The sequence below is a fragment of the Cronobacter muytjensii ATCC 51329 genome (genome assembly GCF_001277195.1).
In the GTDB taxonomy this organism is placed as follows: Bacteria; Pseudomonadota; Gammaproteobacteria; order Enterobacterales; family Enterobacteriaceae; genus Cronobacter; species Cronobacter muytjensii.
In genome coordinates, this window is sequence record NZ_CP012268.1 from 272975 (window position 1) to 289247 (window position 16273).

A 16273-nucleotide genomic window follows, 5' to 3' on the forward strand; every position below is an offset into this window, starting at 1 on the left:
TTTAAATGCGACTAAATTAAACATAAGAAATATTTGGCTGATCGTCTTTTTTTCAACTCCATTTAGCGGAGTTTTGTCAGGCCGCGGAGCGGCATCAGGTTTCCTTCCAGGGGTGGGAATAAGGGATATTCAGGAGAAAACGTGCCACAAATCCGTAACTTGTGCTGGGCCGCACTGCTGATGGCGAGCGCCTCGACTGCGGCGCCCGTGCGTTTGCAGGTAGAAGGGTTGTCCGGCGCGCTGCAAAAAAACGTTCGCGCTCAGCTTTCCACCATTCAGGTTGATGAGGTCACGCCGGACCGCCGCTTTCGCGCGCGCGTCGATGACGCCATCCGTAACGGGCTGAAAGCGCTGGGCTATTATGAACCCACCATTGATTTTGAACTGCGCGAGCCGCCGCCCGGCGGTCGCCGTCAGGTGCTGCTGGCGCGCGTTAACCCCGGCGAGCCGGTGCGTATCGGCACCACCAATGTCATCCTGCGCGGCGGCGCGCGCGATGATAAAGAGTATCTCGCGCTGCTGAAAAAGCGTCCCGCCGTCGGCACCGTGCTGAACCATAACGACTACGATAGCTTCAAAAAAGGGCTGACCAGCGTGGCGCTGCGTCGGGGCTATTTCGACAGCGAATACAAAAAGAGCCAGCTCGGCGTGTCGGTCGAGCGTCGCCAGGCGTTCTGGGATATCGATTATGACAGCGGTACGCGCTATCGCTTCGGCGACGTGACTTTTGCGGGCTCGCAAATCCGCGAGGAGTATCTGCAAAACCTCGTGCCGTTTAAAAAAGGCGATGACTACCAGTCGAGCGACGTAGCGGAGCTAAGCCGTCGATTATCCGCCACCGGCTGGTTTAACTCGGTGGTGGTGGCGCCGGAGTTTGAAAAATCCCGTAAGACGAAAGTGCTGCCGCTGCGGGGCGTGGTCTCGCCGCGCATTAAAAACACCGTCGAGGTGGGCGCCGGGTATTCCACCGATGTCGGGCCGCGCCTGAAAGCGAACTGGCGTAAGCCGTGGATCAACTCTTACGGCCATAGCCTGACCACCTCGACCAGTATTTCCGCGCCGGAACAGCAGCTCGATTTCAGCTATAAAATGCCGCTGCTGAAGAACCCGCTGGAGCAGTATTACCTGCTGCAGGGCGGTTTTAAGCGCACCGATCTCAACGACACCGAAGCCGACTCAACGACGCTTGCGGTTTCACGCTACTGGGATCTCTCCAGCGGCTGGCAGCGCGCCATTAACCTGCGCTGGAGCCTCGACCACTTTACCCAGGCCAACGTCACCCACACCACGATGCTGCTCTATCCTGGCGTCATGCTGAGCCGCACCCGCTCACGAGGCGGCCTGATGCCGACATGGGGTGATTCGCAGCGCTATTCCATCGACTACTCGGACACCGCCTGGGGCTCGGATGTCGATTTCGTCGTGTTGCAGGCGCAAAACGTCTGGATCCGCACGCTCTATGACAAACACCGCTTTGTGGCGCGCGGCAATCTCGGCTGGATAGAGACCAATGATTTTGAGCGTGTGCCGCCGGATCTGCGTTTCTTCGCGGGCGGCGACCGCAGCATTCGCGGGTATAAATACAAATCGATTTCGCCTGAAGACGACGACGGCAAGCTGACGGGCGCCTCGAAACTCGCCACCGGGTCGCTTGAGTACCAGTACAACGTCACCGGTAAATGGTGGGGCGCGGTGTTTGTCGATTCCGGCGAAGCGGTTAACGACATCAAACAGAGTAATTTCAAAACCGGCGCGGGCGTCGGGGTACGCTGGCAGTCGCCGGTCGGCCCCATCAAGCTCGATTTCGCGGTGCCGGTAGGCGACAAAGAGGAGCATGGTTTGCAGTTTTACATCGGTCTGGGGCCTGAATTATGAGTCGTGTAAAAAAAATCAGCCTCGCCGTACTGGCCGTCATAGTTCTGCTTATCGCTACCGTCGGGTTTCTGGTGGGCACGACTACCGGCCTGCATCTGATTTTCAACGCGGCGAACCGCTGGGTGCCGGGGCTGGATATCGGCCGCGTTACCGGGGGCTGGCGTAACCTTACCGTCACCTCGCTGCGCTACCAGCAACCGGGCGTGGACGTTAACGCCGGTGAAATCCATCTTTCTGTGAAGCTCGCCTGCCTGCGCGACAGCAGCCTGTGCGTGAACGATTTCTCACTGAAAGATGTGAATGTGGTGGTGGATACCAAAAAGATGCCGCCTGCCGCGAAAGTGGAAGAAGAGGAGAGCGGGCCGCTTGATCTCTCCACGCCGTACCCGATTACGTTGAGCCGGGCGGCGCTGCATAACGTTAATATTAAAATCGACGACACGCTGGTGTCGGTGATGGATTTCAGCTCGGGCCTCGCCTGGGAGAGCCGTAACCTGACGCTCAAACCCACTTCGTTGCAGGGGCTGCTGATAGCCCTGCCGAAAGCGGCGGATGTCGCGCAGGAAGAAGTGGTTGAACCGAAGGTCAACAACCCGCAGCCGCAGGAAAAACCGCTTGGCGAGACGCTGCGTGACCTGTTCTCAAAACCGGTGCTGCCGGAGATGACCGACGTGCATCTGCCGCTGAACCTGACGGTGGAAAGTTTTCGCGGCGAACAGCTGCGCCTGACCGGCGACACCGATATCACGGTTAATAATATGCTGGTGAAAATCAGCAGCGTGGATGGCGTGACGAAGCTCGACACGCTGGATATCGACTCGAACCAGGGCACGGTGAACGCCACCGGCAGCGCCGAGCTGCGCAATAACTGGCCGGTGGATATCACCCTCAACAGCACGCTGAACGTCGAGCCGCTCAAGGGCGAAAAGGTGAAGCTTAAAGTGGGCGGCGCGCTGCGCGAGCAGCTGGAGTTCGGCGTTAATCTTTCCGGCCCGGTAGACGTGGTGCTGCGCGGCCAGACGAAGCTTGCCGAAGCCGGGCTGCCGCTTAATCTGGATATCACCAGCGATCAGCTCTACTGGCCGCTCACTGGCCCGCGTCAGTATCAGGCGGATGATCTGAAGCTGAAGCTTTCCGGCAAAATGACCGACTACGCGCTGTCGTTTCGCACCGCCGTCAAAGGGGAACAATTGCCCCCCGCCGCCATTACGCTCGATGGTAAGGGCAATGAACAGCAAATTAATATCGACAAGCTGGATGTCGCGGCGCTCCAGGGCCACACCACGCTGACGGCGCTGCTCGACTGGCAGCAGGCCATCAGCTGGCGCGGCGAGCTGGCCCTCAAGGGCATTAACACCGCGAAACAGTATCCAGAATGGCCGTCGAAGCTCGACGGGCTGATAAAGCTGCGCGGGAGCCTTTACGGCGGTACCTGGCAGCTTGACGTGCCGGAGTTGAAACTTGCAGGGAACGTCAAACAGAACAAAGTGAATGTTGACGGTAAGCTGAAGGGCAACAGCTATCTGCAATGGACGATTCCGGGCCTGCATCTGGAGCTTGGGCGCAACAAAGCAGACATCAAAGGCGATCTCGGCGTAAAAGATCTCTCGCTTGACGCGACGATCGACGCGCCCGCGCTCGACAACGCGCTGCCGGGCCTCGGCGGCACGGCGAAAGGGCTGGTGAAAATTCGCGGCAACGTCGACGCGCCGGAGCTCAACGCGGATGTGACCGCACGCAATCTGCGCTGGCAGGAACTCTCTGTGGCCCAGGTGCGTCTGCTGGGCGATGTAAAATCCACCGATCAGATTGGCGGCACGCTGGATCTGCGTGTCGAGCGTCTTATGCAGGGGGATATCAATCTGCGGCTGATTACGCTTGCGGCCAAAGGCAACGAGAAATCGCACCAGATGGCGCTGCGCGTTCAGGGCGAGCCGGTCTCCGGCCAGCTTGACCTGCGCGGCAGTTTTGACCGTCAGGCCATGCGCTGGCGCGGTGAGATTGATAATACCCGTTTCGCCACCCCGGTGGGCCCGTGGGCGCTGAGCCGGGCGCTCACGCTCGATTATCGCGGTCAGGAGCAGAAAATCGCCATTGGCCCGCACTGCTGGCGTAACCCGAACGCCGAACTGTGCGTGCCGCAAACTATCGACGCGGGCGCCAGCGGCCGCGCGCAGGTTAACCTCAACCGCTTCGATCTCGCGATGATTAAGCCGTTTATGCCGGAAGAAACGCAGGCGAGCGGGCTTTTTACCGGTAAGGCGGACGTCAGTTGGGACACAACGAAAGAAGGGCTGCCGCAGGGGCAGGTGCAGCTGGCCGGGCGCGGCGTGCGCGTCACGCAGCTGGTTAACGGCAGTCCGCTGCTGGTGGCATTTGATACGCTGAATCTTAACGCGGAACTGCGCAATAACCGCGCACGACTTAACTGGCTGATTCGGCTGGCGAACAACGGGCAGTTTGACGGCGATATTCAGGTGGCGGACCCGCAGGAGCGTCGTAACCTCTCCGGGAACGTGAATATCCGTAATTTCTCGCTCGCTATCGCTAATCCGGTCTTTTCACGCGGTGAAAAGGCGGCGGGCATTCTGAGCGCCAGCTTGCGGCTTGGCGGCAACGCGCGTCAGCCGCAGCTTTTCGGTCAGATGCAGCTCAATGGTGTCGATATCGAAGGAAACTTTATGCCCTTCGATATGCAGCCAAGCCAGCTGGCGATGAACTTTAACGGTATGAGCTCGACGCTACAGGGCGTGGTGCGAACGAAACAGGGCGAAATCGCGCTCGACGGCAACGCAGACTGGAGCCAGATCGATAACTGGCGCGCCAGGGTGGCGGCGCGTGGCAGCCGGGTGCGGATCACCGTGCCGCCGATGGTGCGACTGGATGTCTCGCCGGATGTGGTGCTGGAAGCGACGCCGAGCCTTATCACGCTCGATGGCCGTGTGGATGTGCCCTGGGCGCGTATCGTGGTGCATGACCTGCCGGAAAGCGCGGTGGGCGTCTCCAGTGATGAAGTTTTGCTCGATGAAAATCTGAAACCGGAAGAAGAACAGCGCGCGTCCATTCCTGTTAATAGTAATCTGATTGTTCACGTTGGAAATAACGTGCGGATAGATGCTTTTGGGCTGAAGGCACGCCTTACCGGCGACCTCAAAGCCGCGCAGGATAAACAGGGCCTGGGCCTGAACGGGCAGATCAATATTCCGGAAGGGCGCTTCCACGCCTATGGTCAGGATTTGCTGGTGCGTAAAGGGGAGCTGCTGTTCTCCGGTCCGCCGGACAGGCCGCTGCTGAATATTGAGGCGATCCGTAACCCTGAGGCGACAGAAAACGATGTGATCGCTGGCGTGCGTGTCACCGGCGAGACTGACGAGCCGAAGGTGGAAGTCTTCTCCGACCCGGCGATGTCGCAGCAGGAAGCGCTTTCTTATCTGCTGCGCGGACAAGGGCTGGAGAGCGGCCAGAGCGACAGCGATGCCATGACTTCCATGCTAATTGGCCTGGGGGTTGCACAAAGTGGGCAGGTTGTGGGTAAAATCGGCGAGACGTTTGGCGTAAGCAATCTGGCGCTGGACACCGAAGGGGTAGGGGATTCCTCCCAGGTGGTGGTCAGCGGCTATGTACTGCCGGGTCTCCAGGTGAAATATGGCGTGGGCATTTTTGACTCGCTGGCGACGCTCACGCTAAGGTATCGCCTGATGCCTAAGCTATATCTGGAAGCGGTGTCTGGCGTAGACCAGGCACTTGATTTGCTCTATCAGTTTGAGTTTTAGCAATGCGAATATTTGTCTACGGCAGTTTACGACGCAAACAAGGCAACAGCCACTGGATGACCAACGCCCAGTGGCTGGGCGATTACGACATCGAAAACTACCAGCTCTTCAGCCTGGGCCACTATCCGGGCGCAGTGCCGGGAGAGGGCTCGGTCGTGGGCGAGGTGTATCGTATCGATGCCACGACGCTTGCCGAACTGGATGCGCTGCGCACTGCGCGCGGCGAGTATAAACGCCAGCTTATCCAGACGCCGTACGGCAGCGCCTGGATGTATGTGTATCAGCGTCCTACAGAAGGGCTTACCCGTATCGAGAGCGGTAACTGGCTCGACAGGTAACGTCAATATCCTTTGAAAACCACGCTTCGGCGTGGTTTTTTATTGTCTGTAGTTTAATTAAATATGCTTTTTAATGGATGTTAATTGCTTTTTATTAATTATGGGGCCAAAAACGTTCATGGAGAATTGAGCGAGCCTGCATTGATAACCAATGTTATTTATCAACCGTGTTTAAATTCCTGATTAATGCATTTTTATTTTGTTTTTCAGAGAATTGGTTTCATTCCTTTCATGAAGATAATTCTGTTCTTTTTTTAGACTTTATATTTCTTGATGACTCCTGATGCGGAACATAAAATTCCCATGAATTCGAGGTGTGGCAAATATAAGTGGCATTACATATTTGTGTAGTGAATATTATATTGATCACTTTGAAGATTTTTAAAGGAACCCGTTAATTTAACTCAAGGAAAAATCATGAAATTCAGCAAAGTTTCTCTGGCAGCGGCAATGGGTCTGATGCTGGCGGCAGGTATGGCTAACGCAAAAGATCAGGGCCACGGAAAAGTGACTTTCACTGGTTCTATTATTGATGCGCCGTGCTCTATCAACCCGGACAGCATCGATCAGACCGTGAGCATGGGCCAGGTTTCTAACGTTGCGCTGAAAGCAAACGGTAACACCGGTACTTCCGTACCGCGTAACTTCGAAATCAAGCTGGAAAACTGTGATGTTTCCACGCTGAAATCCGTTAAAACCACGTTTACCGGCGCCGAAGGTGCAACGGACGGTTCTCTGGGTATTACCGGTACAGCGAAAGGCGCCAGCCTGATCCTGACCAACGGCAACGGCGAGCAGATCAAACTGGGCGAAGCGTCTGAAGCGCGTGAACTGCAGAATGGTAATAACACGCTGCTGTTCTCCGCTTACCTGCAGGGCGACGGCGCGTCTGCAACCGTGACCCCGGGTGACTTCACCGCTGTAGCTGACTTCACTCTGGCTTACGAATAAGTTTAGCGTTACCAGGGAACATACGTCCGCCCTGGCGGGCGTATGGTTTCCCCCTCTTTCAGAGACGGATCTCATGACCAAAATCAGGTGTTATGCAATAGCTTTGGCCCTGGGATGTACAGCGTTGGCCGCGCAGGCATCGCATCAGGCTTCCGAATTTGATATCGGCTTAAATGGTCGAGTGAGTATGCAAGGCTCCATTGTTTCCAGAGCTTGTGATATCGCCATGGAGAGTCGTTACCAGTCTATCGAAATGCCGGCAGCATCGATGAATGTGCTGAAGCGTGCAGGCGAAAGCATTGCACAGCCGTTTTCCATTCATCTGGTGAATTGTACATTTGATACCGGAGAGCCAGGCGACGCGCCATGGCAGTTTTTGCAGGTGACCTTTGATGGTGCTGACGATGACGGACTGTTTCAGGTAACAGGCGAAGCAGGCGGCGTGGCGCTGGAAATTGCCAGTAAAAACGGGGATGAGATTCACCCTGGCCAGCCATTGCCTTATACAGAAATCTCTGGTGACGATATTAAACTGGATTATGAGCTACGTCTTAAAGCAAATGATGATGGGCTACGTCCAGGCGAATACTCATCGGTAATTAAATATCGTATTGATTATTTTTAAGCACCTTCTTTATTGCTGATTTTTTTGACAGAGATTGCCCGTAAACCGGCAAAAGGGATATGGCCAGACAACATAATAAGCATGCCACTCTATCAACACTGATGGTGCCGTCAGCGCTGGCGTTATGCATCTGCGCGTGTTTACGGACCCCCGCAATGGCGGCGGATGATATCCAGTTTAATACGGACGTATTAGACGTAAAAGATAAGCAGAATATCGATCTGAGTCAGTTCTCAAAGCGCGGCTATATTATGCCGGGCGATTATACCTTTACTATTAAAGTTAATCAGAACCAGCTTGAAGAACAGCCTGTCAGCGTTCTGGCTGACGAAAATGACAAAAGCCAGACGCGCATCTGTTTTACGCCGGATCAGGTGAAGAAATTCGGTTTTAAAGAGAAATATTTTACACAGCTGAAAACCTGGCATAACGGCCAGTGCGTGGATGTGACGGCGCTGAACGGCGTAGAGGCGACGCCGGATCTGGGCAGCGGTACGCTAACGCTGAACGTACCCCAGGCGTACCTGGAATATACCTCTGATGACTGGGTGCCCCCCTCAATGTGGGACGACGGTATTCCGGGCCTGATTGCGGATTACAACGTTAACGCCCAGACGCGCCATAACGAAGGCAGCCAGGGCGGCGATGATAAATCGGTCTCCGGCAACGGTACCGTTGGCGCTAATGTCGGGCCGTGGCGCTTACGCGCCGACTGGCAGGCTAACTATGACGATCAATCGGAAAATACCAGCGGCCAGAAAAAGTGGACCTGGAGCCGTTTTCAGATGTACCGGGCGCTGCCAAAAATGGGCGCGAAATTAACGCTCGGCGAAGACTATATGAACTCGGATCTGTTCGACAGCGTGCGTTTTGCAGGCGCGAGCGTGGTTTCCGACGACAATATGCTGCCGCCGAACCTGCGCGGTTACGCGCCTGAGGTCACCGGCGTGGCGAAAACCAACGCTAAAGTGACGATTTCTCAGCAGGGGCGCGTGATATATGAAACTCAGGTCGCGGCGGGGCCGTTCGCGATTCAGGATCTGAATAACTCGGTGTCCGGCGCGCTGGATGTGCGCGTGCAGGAGCAGGACGGCTCGGTGCAGGAATATAAAGTGAACACCGCGTCGATCCCGTATCTGACGCGCCCCGGCAGCGTGCGTTACAAAATGTATGCCGGGCGGCCGAGTACTTACGATCACCATAGCGAAGGCAGTGGTTTCGGCTCTGGTGAATTTTCCTGGGGTATCAGCAACGGCTGGTCACTCTATGGCGGTCTGGTGGCAAGCCGCAACTATCTTGCAACGGCGCTGGGTGTGGGCCGCGATTTGATGGCGCTGGGGGCGCTGGCATTCGATATTACCCGCTCCGGGGCGAAGCTCGACGGTGGCGAAGAGCGTCACGGTCAGTCTTATCGCGTGAGCTATTCGAAGCGCTTTGATGAAACCGGAAGCCAGGTGACCTTCGCAGGTTATCGCTTCTCAGAAAAAGACTTTATGAGCTTTAACGATTATCTGAATTACAAAGCGGATAACGGCGATTTCATGCAAAGCAAGGAGATGTACACCGTCTCCTTCAGCCAGCAGTTTGAGAGCATCGGGCTGAGCGCGTACCTGAACTATTCGCACCAGACCTACTGGAATAACCCGGCGGAAGATCGCTACAGCCTATCGCTGTCACGCTATTTCGATATCGGGAAAATGAAAAATATTAGCGCGTCGCTCACAGCGTACCGCAATAAGTTTAACGGCGAAAACGACGACGGCATGTATATGTCGCTCTCCTTACCGATGGGCGATACCGGCACGCTGGGGCTTAACTCGTCATACAGCGCGGACACCAGTAGCCATAACCTGAGCTATTACAACCGGTTAGATAATGGCGATAACTACCGTATCGCGGCGGGCGGCAGCGATGACGGCGGCAACCTGAGCGGCTATTACGATCATCCGGGCGAACTCGCCGAGGTGAGCGGCAACCTGGATTACCAGCATGGTCAGTACAGCTCAGCGGGCGTATCGCTGCGCGGCGGGATGACGGCAACGGCGAAAGGCGCCGCGCTGCACCGTTCTAACGTCATGGGCGGAACGCGCGTGCTGTTAGATACCGGCGATGCGGCGGATATCCCGGTACAGGGTTATGCCAACGCCACCACTACCAACCATTTCGGCAAAGCGGTGGTGACTGAGGTTAGTGATTACAGCAAAAACAGCCTGAGCATTGATATCAACAAGTTGCCAGAGGATGCGGAAGCGACTGCATCGGTGGTGCAGGCAACGCTTACCGAAGGCGCGATTGGCTACCGCAAATTTAATGTGATTTCCGGCCTCAAGGCGATGGCGATTATCCGTCTCGCGGATGGCACTTTCCCGCCATTCGGCGCCAGCGTGCGTAACGCGGAAAATCAGGAAGTCGGCATCGTCAATGACGAAGGCCAGGCCTGGTTAAGCGGTCTGAAGCCGGGCCACAAATTACAGGTGAACTGGAATGGCGCAACGCAATGTGCGGTCACGCTGCCAGAAAACCTGCAGGGAACGAGTGAGAACGGAAATCTGCTGTTGCCGTGCCGTTAAGGCGCGGCGGTAAACCGATTAAACCTCAACGGGTCATTCATTATGTTAAGTATGAGAAACACAATTTTTACCGCCGCACTGGCGCTGACCGGTGTTATGGCGACTCAGCAGGCGTTTGCCGCTATCGCGCTCGATCGCACCCGCGTGGTCTATAACGGCGAGGAGAAATCCATCAGCCTGAATATCAGTAATGAAAATAAAAACCTGCCTTACCTTGCCCAGGCGTGGATTGAAGATGCGCAGGGCAACAAAATCACCGGCCCGCTGACGGTGCTGCCGCCAGTACAGCGCATAGAAGCCGGAGCGAAAAGCCAGGTGAAAGTGCAGGCATCGTCTGCGGCGGGAACGCTGCCGCAGGACAAAGAAACGCTGTTCTACTTCAACCTGCGCGAGATCCCGCCGCGCAGCAATAAACCGAATACGCTGCAAATTGCGCTGCAGACACGCATCAAGCTCTTTTATCGCCCGGCGGCCATCGCACTCGACAAAACCCAGGCGGCGGAAGGCGACTGGGTAGAGAAAGTAACGCTAACGCGCCAGGGCGATAAATTTGTGGTGAATAACCCGACGCCGTATTTCCTGACGATTGTCGAAGGGGCCCCGTCAGCTAAAGGAAAACCGGTAGGTTTTGAACCTGTGATGGTAAGCCCGAAAGGCAGCGCAACGATTGCCGCCTCCGCAGCCGCGTTTGGCAACAGCCCGGTGCTCACTTACGTGAACGACTACGGCGGACGTCCGAAAATCCAGTTCAGCTGCGGCGGTGCAACCTGCACGGCAAAACTGCTGAAAGATAAAAACTAAGCGGCGGCAAAGGACTCGTTTATGAAAAGGATGGCTCACATTTTCGCGCTTAGCGCAGCGCTTGGCTTTATCGCGCCAGTGATGGCGGATGAGCCGGTCTCGGCGGATGGCGGCGCGCTCTATGTACATGGTGTTATGCGTGAAAATACCTGCCGGTTAGAGATGGATTCCGCCTGGCAGGATGTTGACCTTGGCGATATCTCCCGCGCGGATGTAAGCCTTGTCGGCAAGATGGCGAAACCGGTAACGGTGACGCTTTACCTGCGCGACTGCCCGGAAATCGCGACGCGCAGCGCTAACCTCACGGCATTAACGCACACCCATAGCGCGGAGCAGCCTGCGTATCAGGCGCGGTTTGTGGCGCCGACCGATGCGTTCAATCCGGATCTGATTAAGGTCACGGGCGCCTCCGGTATCGGGCTGCGGTTGAAAGACAGCCGCGGGCAAACGGTAAAAATGGCCCGGCAGAGCGATACGGTGCTGCTCAATCCAGGCCAGGACCAGGTGACTTTCACGCTGACGCCCGAGCGCACCGCCGCACCGTTCACGGCCGGGCCTTACCATGCGTTGATTAACTTCAGCATGATCTACCAGTAAGGAGCAGGTAATGAAGAAACGGATGCTGTTCCTGCTGCTGGTCTGTACCACGCAGGCGCTGGCGGCGGCGGATAACGTGCATTTCTCCGGCACGCTGGTGGCGGAGCCCTGCACCCTGCCGGACGCCGATACAGATATCAGTCTGGATTTCGGTACGGTGGTGACGAAATACCTCTACCAGTATCAGCGGACAAAAAGCCAGCCGTTCGCTATCCATCTGCAGGAATGCGATCCGGCCATCATGAGCACGGTCGGCGTGACTTTCCAGGGCACAGTCGATACCGAATTGACAGACCTGCTGGCGCTGGATGCATCAAGTACAGCGAAGGGCGTGGCGATAGGCATTGAACGGCAGGACGGTACGTTGCTGCCAGTGAATAAAGCCAGCCCGGAGATGCCGCTGGTGAGCGGCAACACCACGCTGAACTTTAACGCCTTCGTGCAGATACAGCCGACCGTACTGGCAAACAAGTCGCTGACCGAAGGCAGCTTCACGGCCATCAGCACGTTTATCCTGAGCTATCAGTAAGGGGATGAAGTTGAAAAGGACGACAGACGGCCTGACCGGAGCCAAAGGGCGGCGGTGGGCCACCCGTGCGGGCAGAGCACGCAAACTGCTGTTAGCTGCGTTATTGCTGTTGCCTTGCGGCATCATCCGGGAAGCCGCGGCAAAAGCTGGCGACCAGCTCTCCATGAACATTAATATCACAGGAACGGTACAGGCGAACGGGCGCTGCATGTTTAACCATGGCGGAGCGTTGCAGGTAGATTTCGGCCCGGTCCGGCTGAAAGAAACGGGCGAGGCTTCTGTCCAGTTGGATGGTAACTATGAGCAGCCGCTCGCCGCCAGCTTTACCTGTTCAGGCGATAGTGCGGGTTTATTACAGATGAAATTCACCTCGTCTTCCGGCAGCTATGAAACTTATAACGGCACCAAAGTGCTGGGCACAGACAAGGGCATTGTAGGAATTGAGTTAATGGTGAACGGCACGGCGCAGACCATGGACACATGGTTCAATATTGATCAACAAAATCCGCCCAGCCTGCAGGCGAAGCTGGTGCAGGTGAGTACCGAAAACACTCAAAATGTCGTTAACGGCGATATTTTCACCGCCTCCGGCTCGCTGGTAATGGCGTTTAACTGAGAGGGTGAAGGATGAGAAATGAATGCATCGCCATGCTGCTTGCCGGTTCCAGTATATTGACATCCGCGCTGTTACAAACGGCGCGGGCAGAACAGACCGGTGACACCATGAGCGTGAATTTTCGCGGTGAATTTGTAATGGCTACTGCCTGCACTATTAATAATGACCAGGTCATTGATGTGATATTCGGTCAAGTGGGCGTGAACAAGGTGAACGGCACTAACTACCGACAAATAATCCCTTTTACGGTGGACTGCCAGGGGAGCACCGATGATTCCTCGCTGAGCCTGACGATGAGCGGCACGGCGACGGGCTACGACGACGCGGCGGTCACCACCAGCGCGGACGGGCTCGGTATTCGGATAGAAGCCAACGGCCAGCCGCTGGCGCTGAACACGCCGCTGGAGACCACGCTGGGTGCGCTGCCGTCGCTGAAGCTCACGGCGGTCCCGGTGCAGGATCCGGTTAAAACCCTGGCTGAAGGAACCTTCAGCGCCACGGCGACCCTGACGGCGAGTTATCAATAATACCAAACACCTTTATAAGAATGACGTCTGCGAAATATAGACAGGATTATTTCGCTCACGACAGGAATATAATACGTAGATCAAAAATCCAACTCTTCCGTAAAATACAGGGAGGATGGTGCTGATAGTGAGAGAATATATGTGTAAGTATTTGTCTTTATTAATAATAGCGCTGTCTTTTTTAATGTCTGTGCCGCTTGTTCAGGCAGGAACAATCAGTGGGATCCCAGGGGTGCGTAGCCAGGGGGTAGGATCTACGCAGTGTCCGGATGGAGTTAATCCCATTTCAGTGGGAACTAATCCCTCTTGGGTGGCTGGTGCGTGCACCATACCAATTCCTTCAGGAAATTATGTTCCTGTCTCTGGGAATTATTCTGTGATGGTACAATTATACCCGTACCAATGGGATACTACCGGGGATTTTACCACAACGAATTCTTTATGGATTGATGCCTCTAAACCTTTGGGCGAACAGAACTTAAATTTCTCTGGCGGCTCGAGGCCTTTCGTTTCATCCGAATTTAATAATATAACCGTGGCACGGTACTGTGTATACATTCAAAATAGTATGGGTAACCAATATTCAATAAATGGAGGTGGAACTTATGGCACAAAAATTTGTGGAACTCCACTGCCTACAACACCACCCCAGCCAGTAATATCCTGTAAGATTAACAATGGTAACAATCTGGATGTCAATTTAGGTACGCTTGACAGATCAAGCATCTCCACCGTACCTGGCTCGGGGCAGCCGCAGGCGGTGCAGTTTCCGGTAACCTGTACTGGAGGAGCGGCCACCATGAAAATGCAGCTTAACTATACTCCATTAACTGTGAGTGGTAGTCAGGTAGTCAACTCATCGATTAATGGATTGGGCGTGGCGGTAAGCTATGATGACAAAGTACTGGCACCATCAGACGTGACGACTATGAATTTGATTGAAGGAACCAGTAACGTAACACTAAATTTTGAGGCAGTGCGTAACCCGTCCATAGATATTGGGGATATTGAAACTGGACCATTTACCGCCAGTGCGGTACTTGTAATGACTCAGCAATAATTTACACGTGGCGCTTAATGAGTGCAATTGTTACATTTTTTGCTTTATGAATTATTATATTGAAAGAAAAGGTTGATTTTATTAAAGCCAGCCTGTTATGAGCTGGCTTTTGTTTTATACCGGATTATTAAGGTTTATTGGTTATTATTTTTTAATATGGTCGGGAAGGTTAAAACTTATAATAAGCCGCTACCTTCTGGCTGATGTTATCCTGTTTGTCATTTTTTGTACTGTGAAAGCCAGATGAAAACCCTTCTTTTATTATTACTCTGCCTGACGCTGTTTTATATCCCCGACTCCGGCGGGTCCGGCGTGGCGTTGCCTTTTAACCTCACGTTTCTCTGCTGGCTGGGGCTGGTGATGATGGTGCTGGCGTGGCGGCATAGCAAAGGCGGGGCGGAGCGTCAGCCGCTGCTGCTGGCGGGTGGGCTGCTGCTCCTGCTACCGTGGCTTTTGCAGGCGCGCGGCAACCCCGGCGTGTGGGTGCTGCTGGCGGCGCTCCTGCTGTGGCAGGCGCTGCTGCGCCTGCCGTTCACGCCACGCCACCGGCGCGCGGCGCTGCTGGCGGTGTTTGTGCTGGCGCTGGGCCAGGCGGGAAGCGGCCTGCTGCAGGCTTTCTGCCCGCACCTCGCCGCCCGGCTGTATGAGTTCGACTGGCTGCACAACCAGGGCCGCCCCTACGGCATTTTCCAGCAGGTCAATCTGCTGGCGAGCTTTCTCGCTACAGGCGTCGGCTGCGGTTTTCTGCTGTTACTGACGACGCACCGCCGTCAGGTGTGGCTGCTCACGGCAGGCCTCGGCGTGCTTGCGTTTGTGCTGGCGCTCAACCAGTCACGCGCTGGCGCTATCGGCGCGGTCGTCGTTATTGCTGCGCTCTGCGCCGTTGCCGGACGTGGGAAAGCGCCTCGTGCAGGCGCGGCGCTGGCCATGATGGCGCTCTGCGCCGGGGCGGGCTGGTACATCACGCAGCACGTCACGGTAATGGTCAACGGCGAGCCGTATCTGATGGCGCGTGACTATGCCGGATCCACCCGCGAGCGCTGGCATATTCTGGTGATTACCTGGCAAATGATCATGGAAAAACCGTGGCTCGGCTGGGGCTACGGCACCTTTGAATATGCTTTCAGCCGCTGGGCGCTGGCGCATCCCGGGTTGGGCTACCGCTATGCTGTGCCAATCACCCATCCGCATAACGAGCTGCTCTTTATGTGGTTCCAGGGCGGCGTGGTGGCGCTCGCCGGTATGCTGTTGCTGGTGGCGGGCTGGCTATTGATGCTGAAAAACGCCTGGCGGCGCGGGCGTGAAGCCACGGCATTTGCGCTGCTGGTAGTACCGCTGCTGGTGCATCTGAATCTTGAGTACCCGTTTTATCAGTCCTTTGTGCATTTCGGGCTGTTTATCCTGCTGCTGCGCCTCGGCGCGGTGGAGTCGTCACTACCAGCACCGGCGCCTGTCAGTCTGTGGCGGCGCGTCCTGTGCGGCGCTCTGGCGCTCACGCTTATCGCCTTCAGCGCGACCGGGCTTTATGCGAATCACCAGCTCACGCGCCTTGAGCGCAGCGGCCTGGCAGGCTTTCCTGCGCCTGCGCCCTGGTATTTCGCCACGCAGTTTGAGCGAGCAAGATTCGACGCGATGGTGGCGCTCTTAATCGACTACAACCGCACCCATAACGAGGCGAATCTGGACGAATTTATGGCGCAGGCGCAGCGCTGGTCGCAGCGCCATAACGATAAAAATCTCTGGCAAAGTCAGATAATGATTGCGCAGCATCGCGGCGATATGGCCGCTGCGGCCCGCCTGCGCGCGCAGTATGAGCGCCTGTTTCCTGCTGCGCAAATAAGCAATGTGCCGTAAATCTGCGCTGTCATAAAACTGCCATAAATGTTTTAGCGTGGCTAATTAACAACTTAACCAGTGCTACTCTTTCTGCTCGCTTACGCCCCATAAAGCCTGCATTTTGCAGGCCGATAGATCTGACGCGTCCCTTTCAGGCGCGCTTACACCATGGGAA

The 16273-nt window shown here is 55.7% G+C and carries 13 protein-coding genes; all 13 read left to right on the top strand.

Annotated elements, in window-relative coordinates; all coding sequences use genetic code 11:
• Window positions 1-141 precede the first annotated feature (141 nt).
• Window positions 142-1875: an autotransporter assembly complex protein TamA gene (gene tamA, locus AFK63_RS01380; protein ID WP_038867590.1), complete on the top strand. Its 1734-nt coding sequence runs from the start codon at window positions 142-144 to the stop codon at window positions 1873-1875.
• The gene (gene tamB / locus AFK63_RS01385) at window positions 1872-5648 is read left to right on the top strand and encodes an autotransporter assembly complex protein TamB (RefSeq protein ID WP_038867592.1); all 3777 of its coding nucleotides are present in this window, start codon (window positions 1872-1874) and stop codon (window positions 5646-5648) included. The genes tamA and tamB overlap by 4 nt, the downstream gene beginning before the upstream one ends.
• A gap of 2 nt (window positions 5649-5650) precedes the next feature.
• A complete protein-coding gene (locus AFK63_RS01390; protein ID WP_004387569.1) occupies window positions 5651-5986 on the top strand; it encodes a gamma-glutamylcyclotransferase family protein in 336 nt (111 codons plus the stop codon).
• Window positions 5987-6403: 417 nt separating this feature from the next.
• Entirely contained in the window at window positions 6404-6937 is a 534-nt protein-coding gene (locus AFK63_RS01395; protein WP_038867595.1) for a fimbrial protein, read from the top strand.
• A gap of 73 nt (window positions 6938-7010) precedes the next feature.
• Window positions 7011-7562 (top strand): fimbrial protein, encoded by a 552-nt coding sequence (locus AFK63_RS01400; protein WP_174514615.1) that lies wholly within the window; start codon window positions 7011-7013, stop codon window positions 7560-7562.
• 59 nt (window positions 7563-7621) lie between these two features.
• Complete coding sequence (locus tag AFK63_RS01405; RefSeq protein ID WP_081642104.1) at window positions 7622-10132, top strand: outer membrane usher protein; 2511 nt, start codon at window positions 7622-7624, stop codon at window positions 10130-10132.
• Between the two features lie 42 nt (window positions 10133-10174).
• Window positions 10175-10933, top strand: a complete 759-nt coding sequence (locus AFK63_RS01410) for a fimbria/pilus periplasmic chaperone (RefSeq protein WP_038867600.1) — start codon at window positions 10175-10177, stop codon at window positions 10931-10933.
• Window positions 10934-10954: 21 nt separating this feature from the next.
• Window positions 10955-11530, top strand: a complete 576-nt coding sequence (locus tag AFK63_RS01415; protein WP_038867602.1) for a fimbrial protein — start codon at window positions 10955-10957, stop codon at window positions 11528-11530.
• A 10-nt stretch (window positions 11531-11540) separates the two neighbouring features.
• Window positions 11541-12059 carry a fimbrial protein gene (locus AFK63_RS01420; RefSeq protein WP_038867604.1) on the top strand — a complete coding sequence of 173 codons (519 nt, stop codon included), beginning with the start codon at window positions 11541-11543 and terminating at the stop codon, window positions 12057-12059.
• Between the two features lie 4 nt (window positions 12060-12063).
• Window positions 12064-12675, top strand: a complete 612-nt coding sequence (locus tag AFK63_RS01425; protein WP_081642105.1) for a fimbrial protein — start codon at window positions 12064-12066, stop codon at window positions 12673-12675.
• Between the two features lie 11 nt (window positions 12676-12686).
• Window positions 12687-13202 carry a fimbrial protein gene (locus AFK63_RS01430; RefSeq protein ID WP_038867607.1) on the top strand — a complete coding sequence of 172 codons (516 nt, stop codon included), beginning with the start codon at window positions 12687-12689 and terminating at the stop codon, window positions 13200-13202.
• A 379-nt stretch (window positions 13203-13581) separates the two neighbouring features.
• Entirely contained in the window at window positions 13582-14262 is a 681-nt protein-coding gene (locus AFK63_RS19985; RefSeq protein WP_236613142.1) for a fimbrial protein, read from the top strand.
• A 243-nt stretch (window positions 14263-14505) separates the two neighbouring features.
• Window positions 14506-16116, top strand: coding sequence for a PglL family O-oligosaccharyltransferase (locus tag AFK63_RS01435; RefSeq protein ID WP_038867615.1), 1611 nt, complete (start codon window positions 14506-14508; stop codon window positions 16114-16116).
• Window positions 16117-16273 lie beyond the last annotated feature (157 nt).

Coding starts and splice junctions, on each gene's coding strand:
- tamB (WP_038867592.1), top strand. CDS start 1,872: ATGAGTCGTGTAAAAAAAATCAGCCTCGCCGTACTGGCCGTCATAGTT.
- AFK63_RS01390 (WP_004387569.1), top strand. CDS start 5,651: ATGCGAATATTTGTCTACGGCAGTTTACGACGCAAACAAGGCAACAGC.
- AFK63_RS01395 (WP_038867595.1), top strand. CDS start 6,404: ATGAAATTCAGCAAAGTTTCTCTGGCAGCGGCAATGGGTCTGATGCTG.
- AFK63_RS01400 (WP_174514615.1), top strand. CDS start 7,011: ATGACCAAAATCAGGTGTTATGCAATAGCTTTGGCCCTGGGATGTACA.
- AFK63_RS01405 (WP_081642104.1), top strand. CDS start 7,622: ATGGCCAGACAACATAATAAGCATGCCACTCTATCAACACTGATGGTG.
- AFK63_RS01410 (WP_038867600.1), top strand. CDS start 10,175: ATGTTAAGTATGAGAAACACAATTTTTACCGCCGCACTGGCGCTGACC.
- AFK63_RS01415 (WP_038867602.1), top strand. CDS start 10,955: ATGAAAAGGATGGCTCACATTTTCGCGCTTAGCGCAGCGCTTGGCTTT.
- AFK63_RS01420 (WP_038867604.1), top strand. CDS start 11,541: ATGAAGAAACGGATGCTGTTCCTGCTGCTGGTCTGTACCACGCAGGCG.
- AFK63_RS01425 (WP_081642105.1), top strand. CDS start 12,064: ATGAAGTTGAAAAGGACGACAGACGGCCTGACCGGAGCCAAAGGGCGG.
- AFK63_RS01430 (WP_038867607.1), top strand. CDS start 12,687: ATGAGAAATGAATGCATCGCCATGCTGCTTGCCGGTTCCAGTATATTG.
- AFK63_RS19985 (WP_236613142.1), top strand. CDS start 13,582: ATGGTACAATTATACCCGTACCAATGGGATACTACCGGGGATTTTACC.
- AFK63_RS01435 (WP_038867615.1), top strand. CDS start 14,506: ATGAAAACCCTTCTTTTATTATTACTCTGCCTGACGCTGTTTTATATC.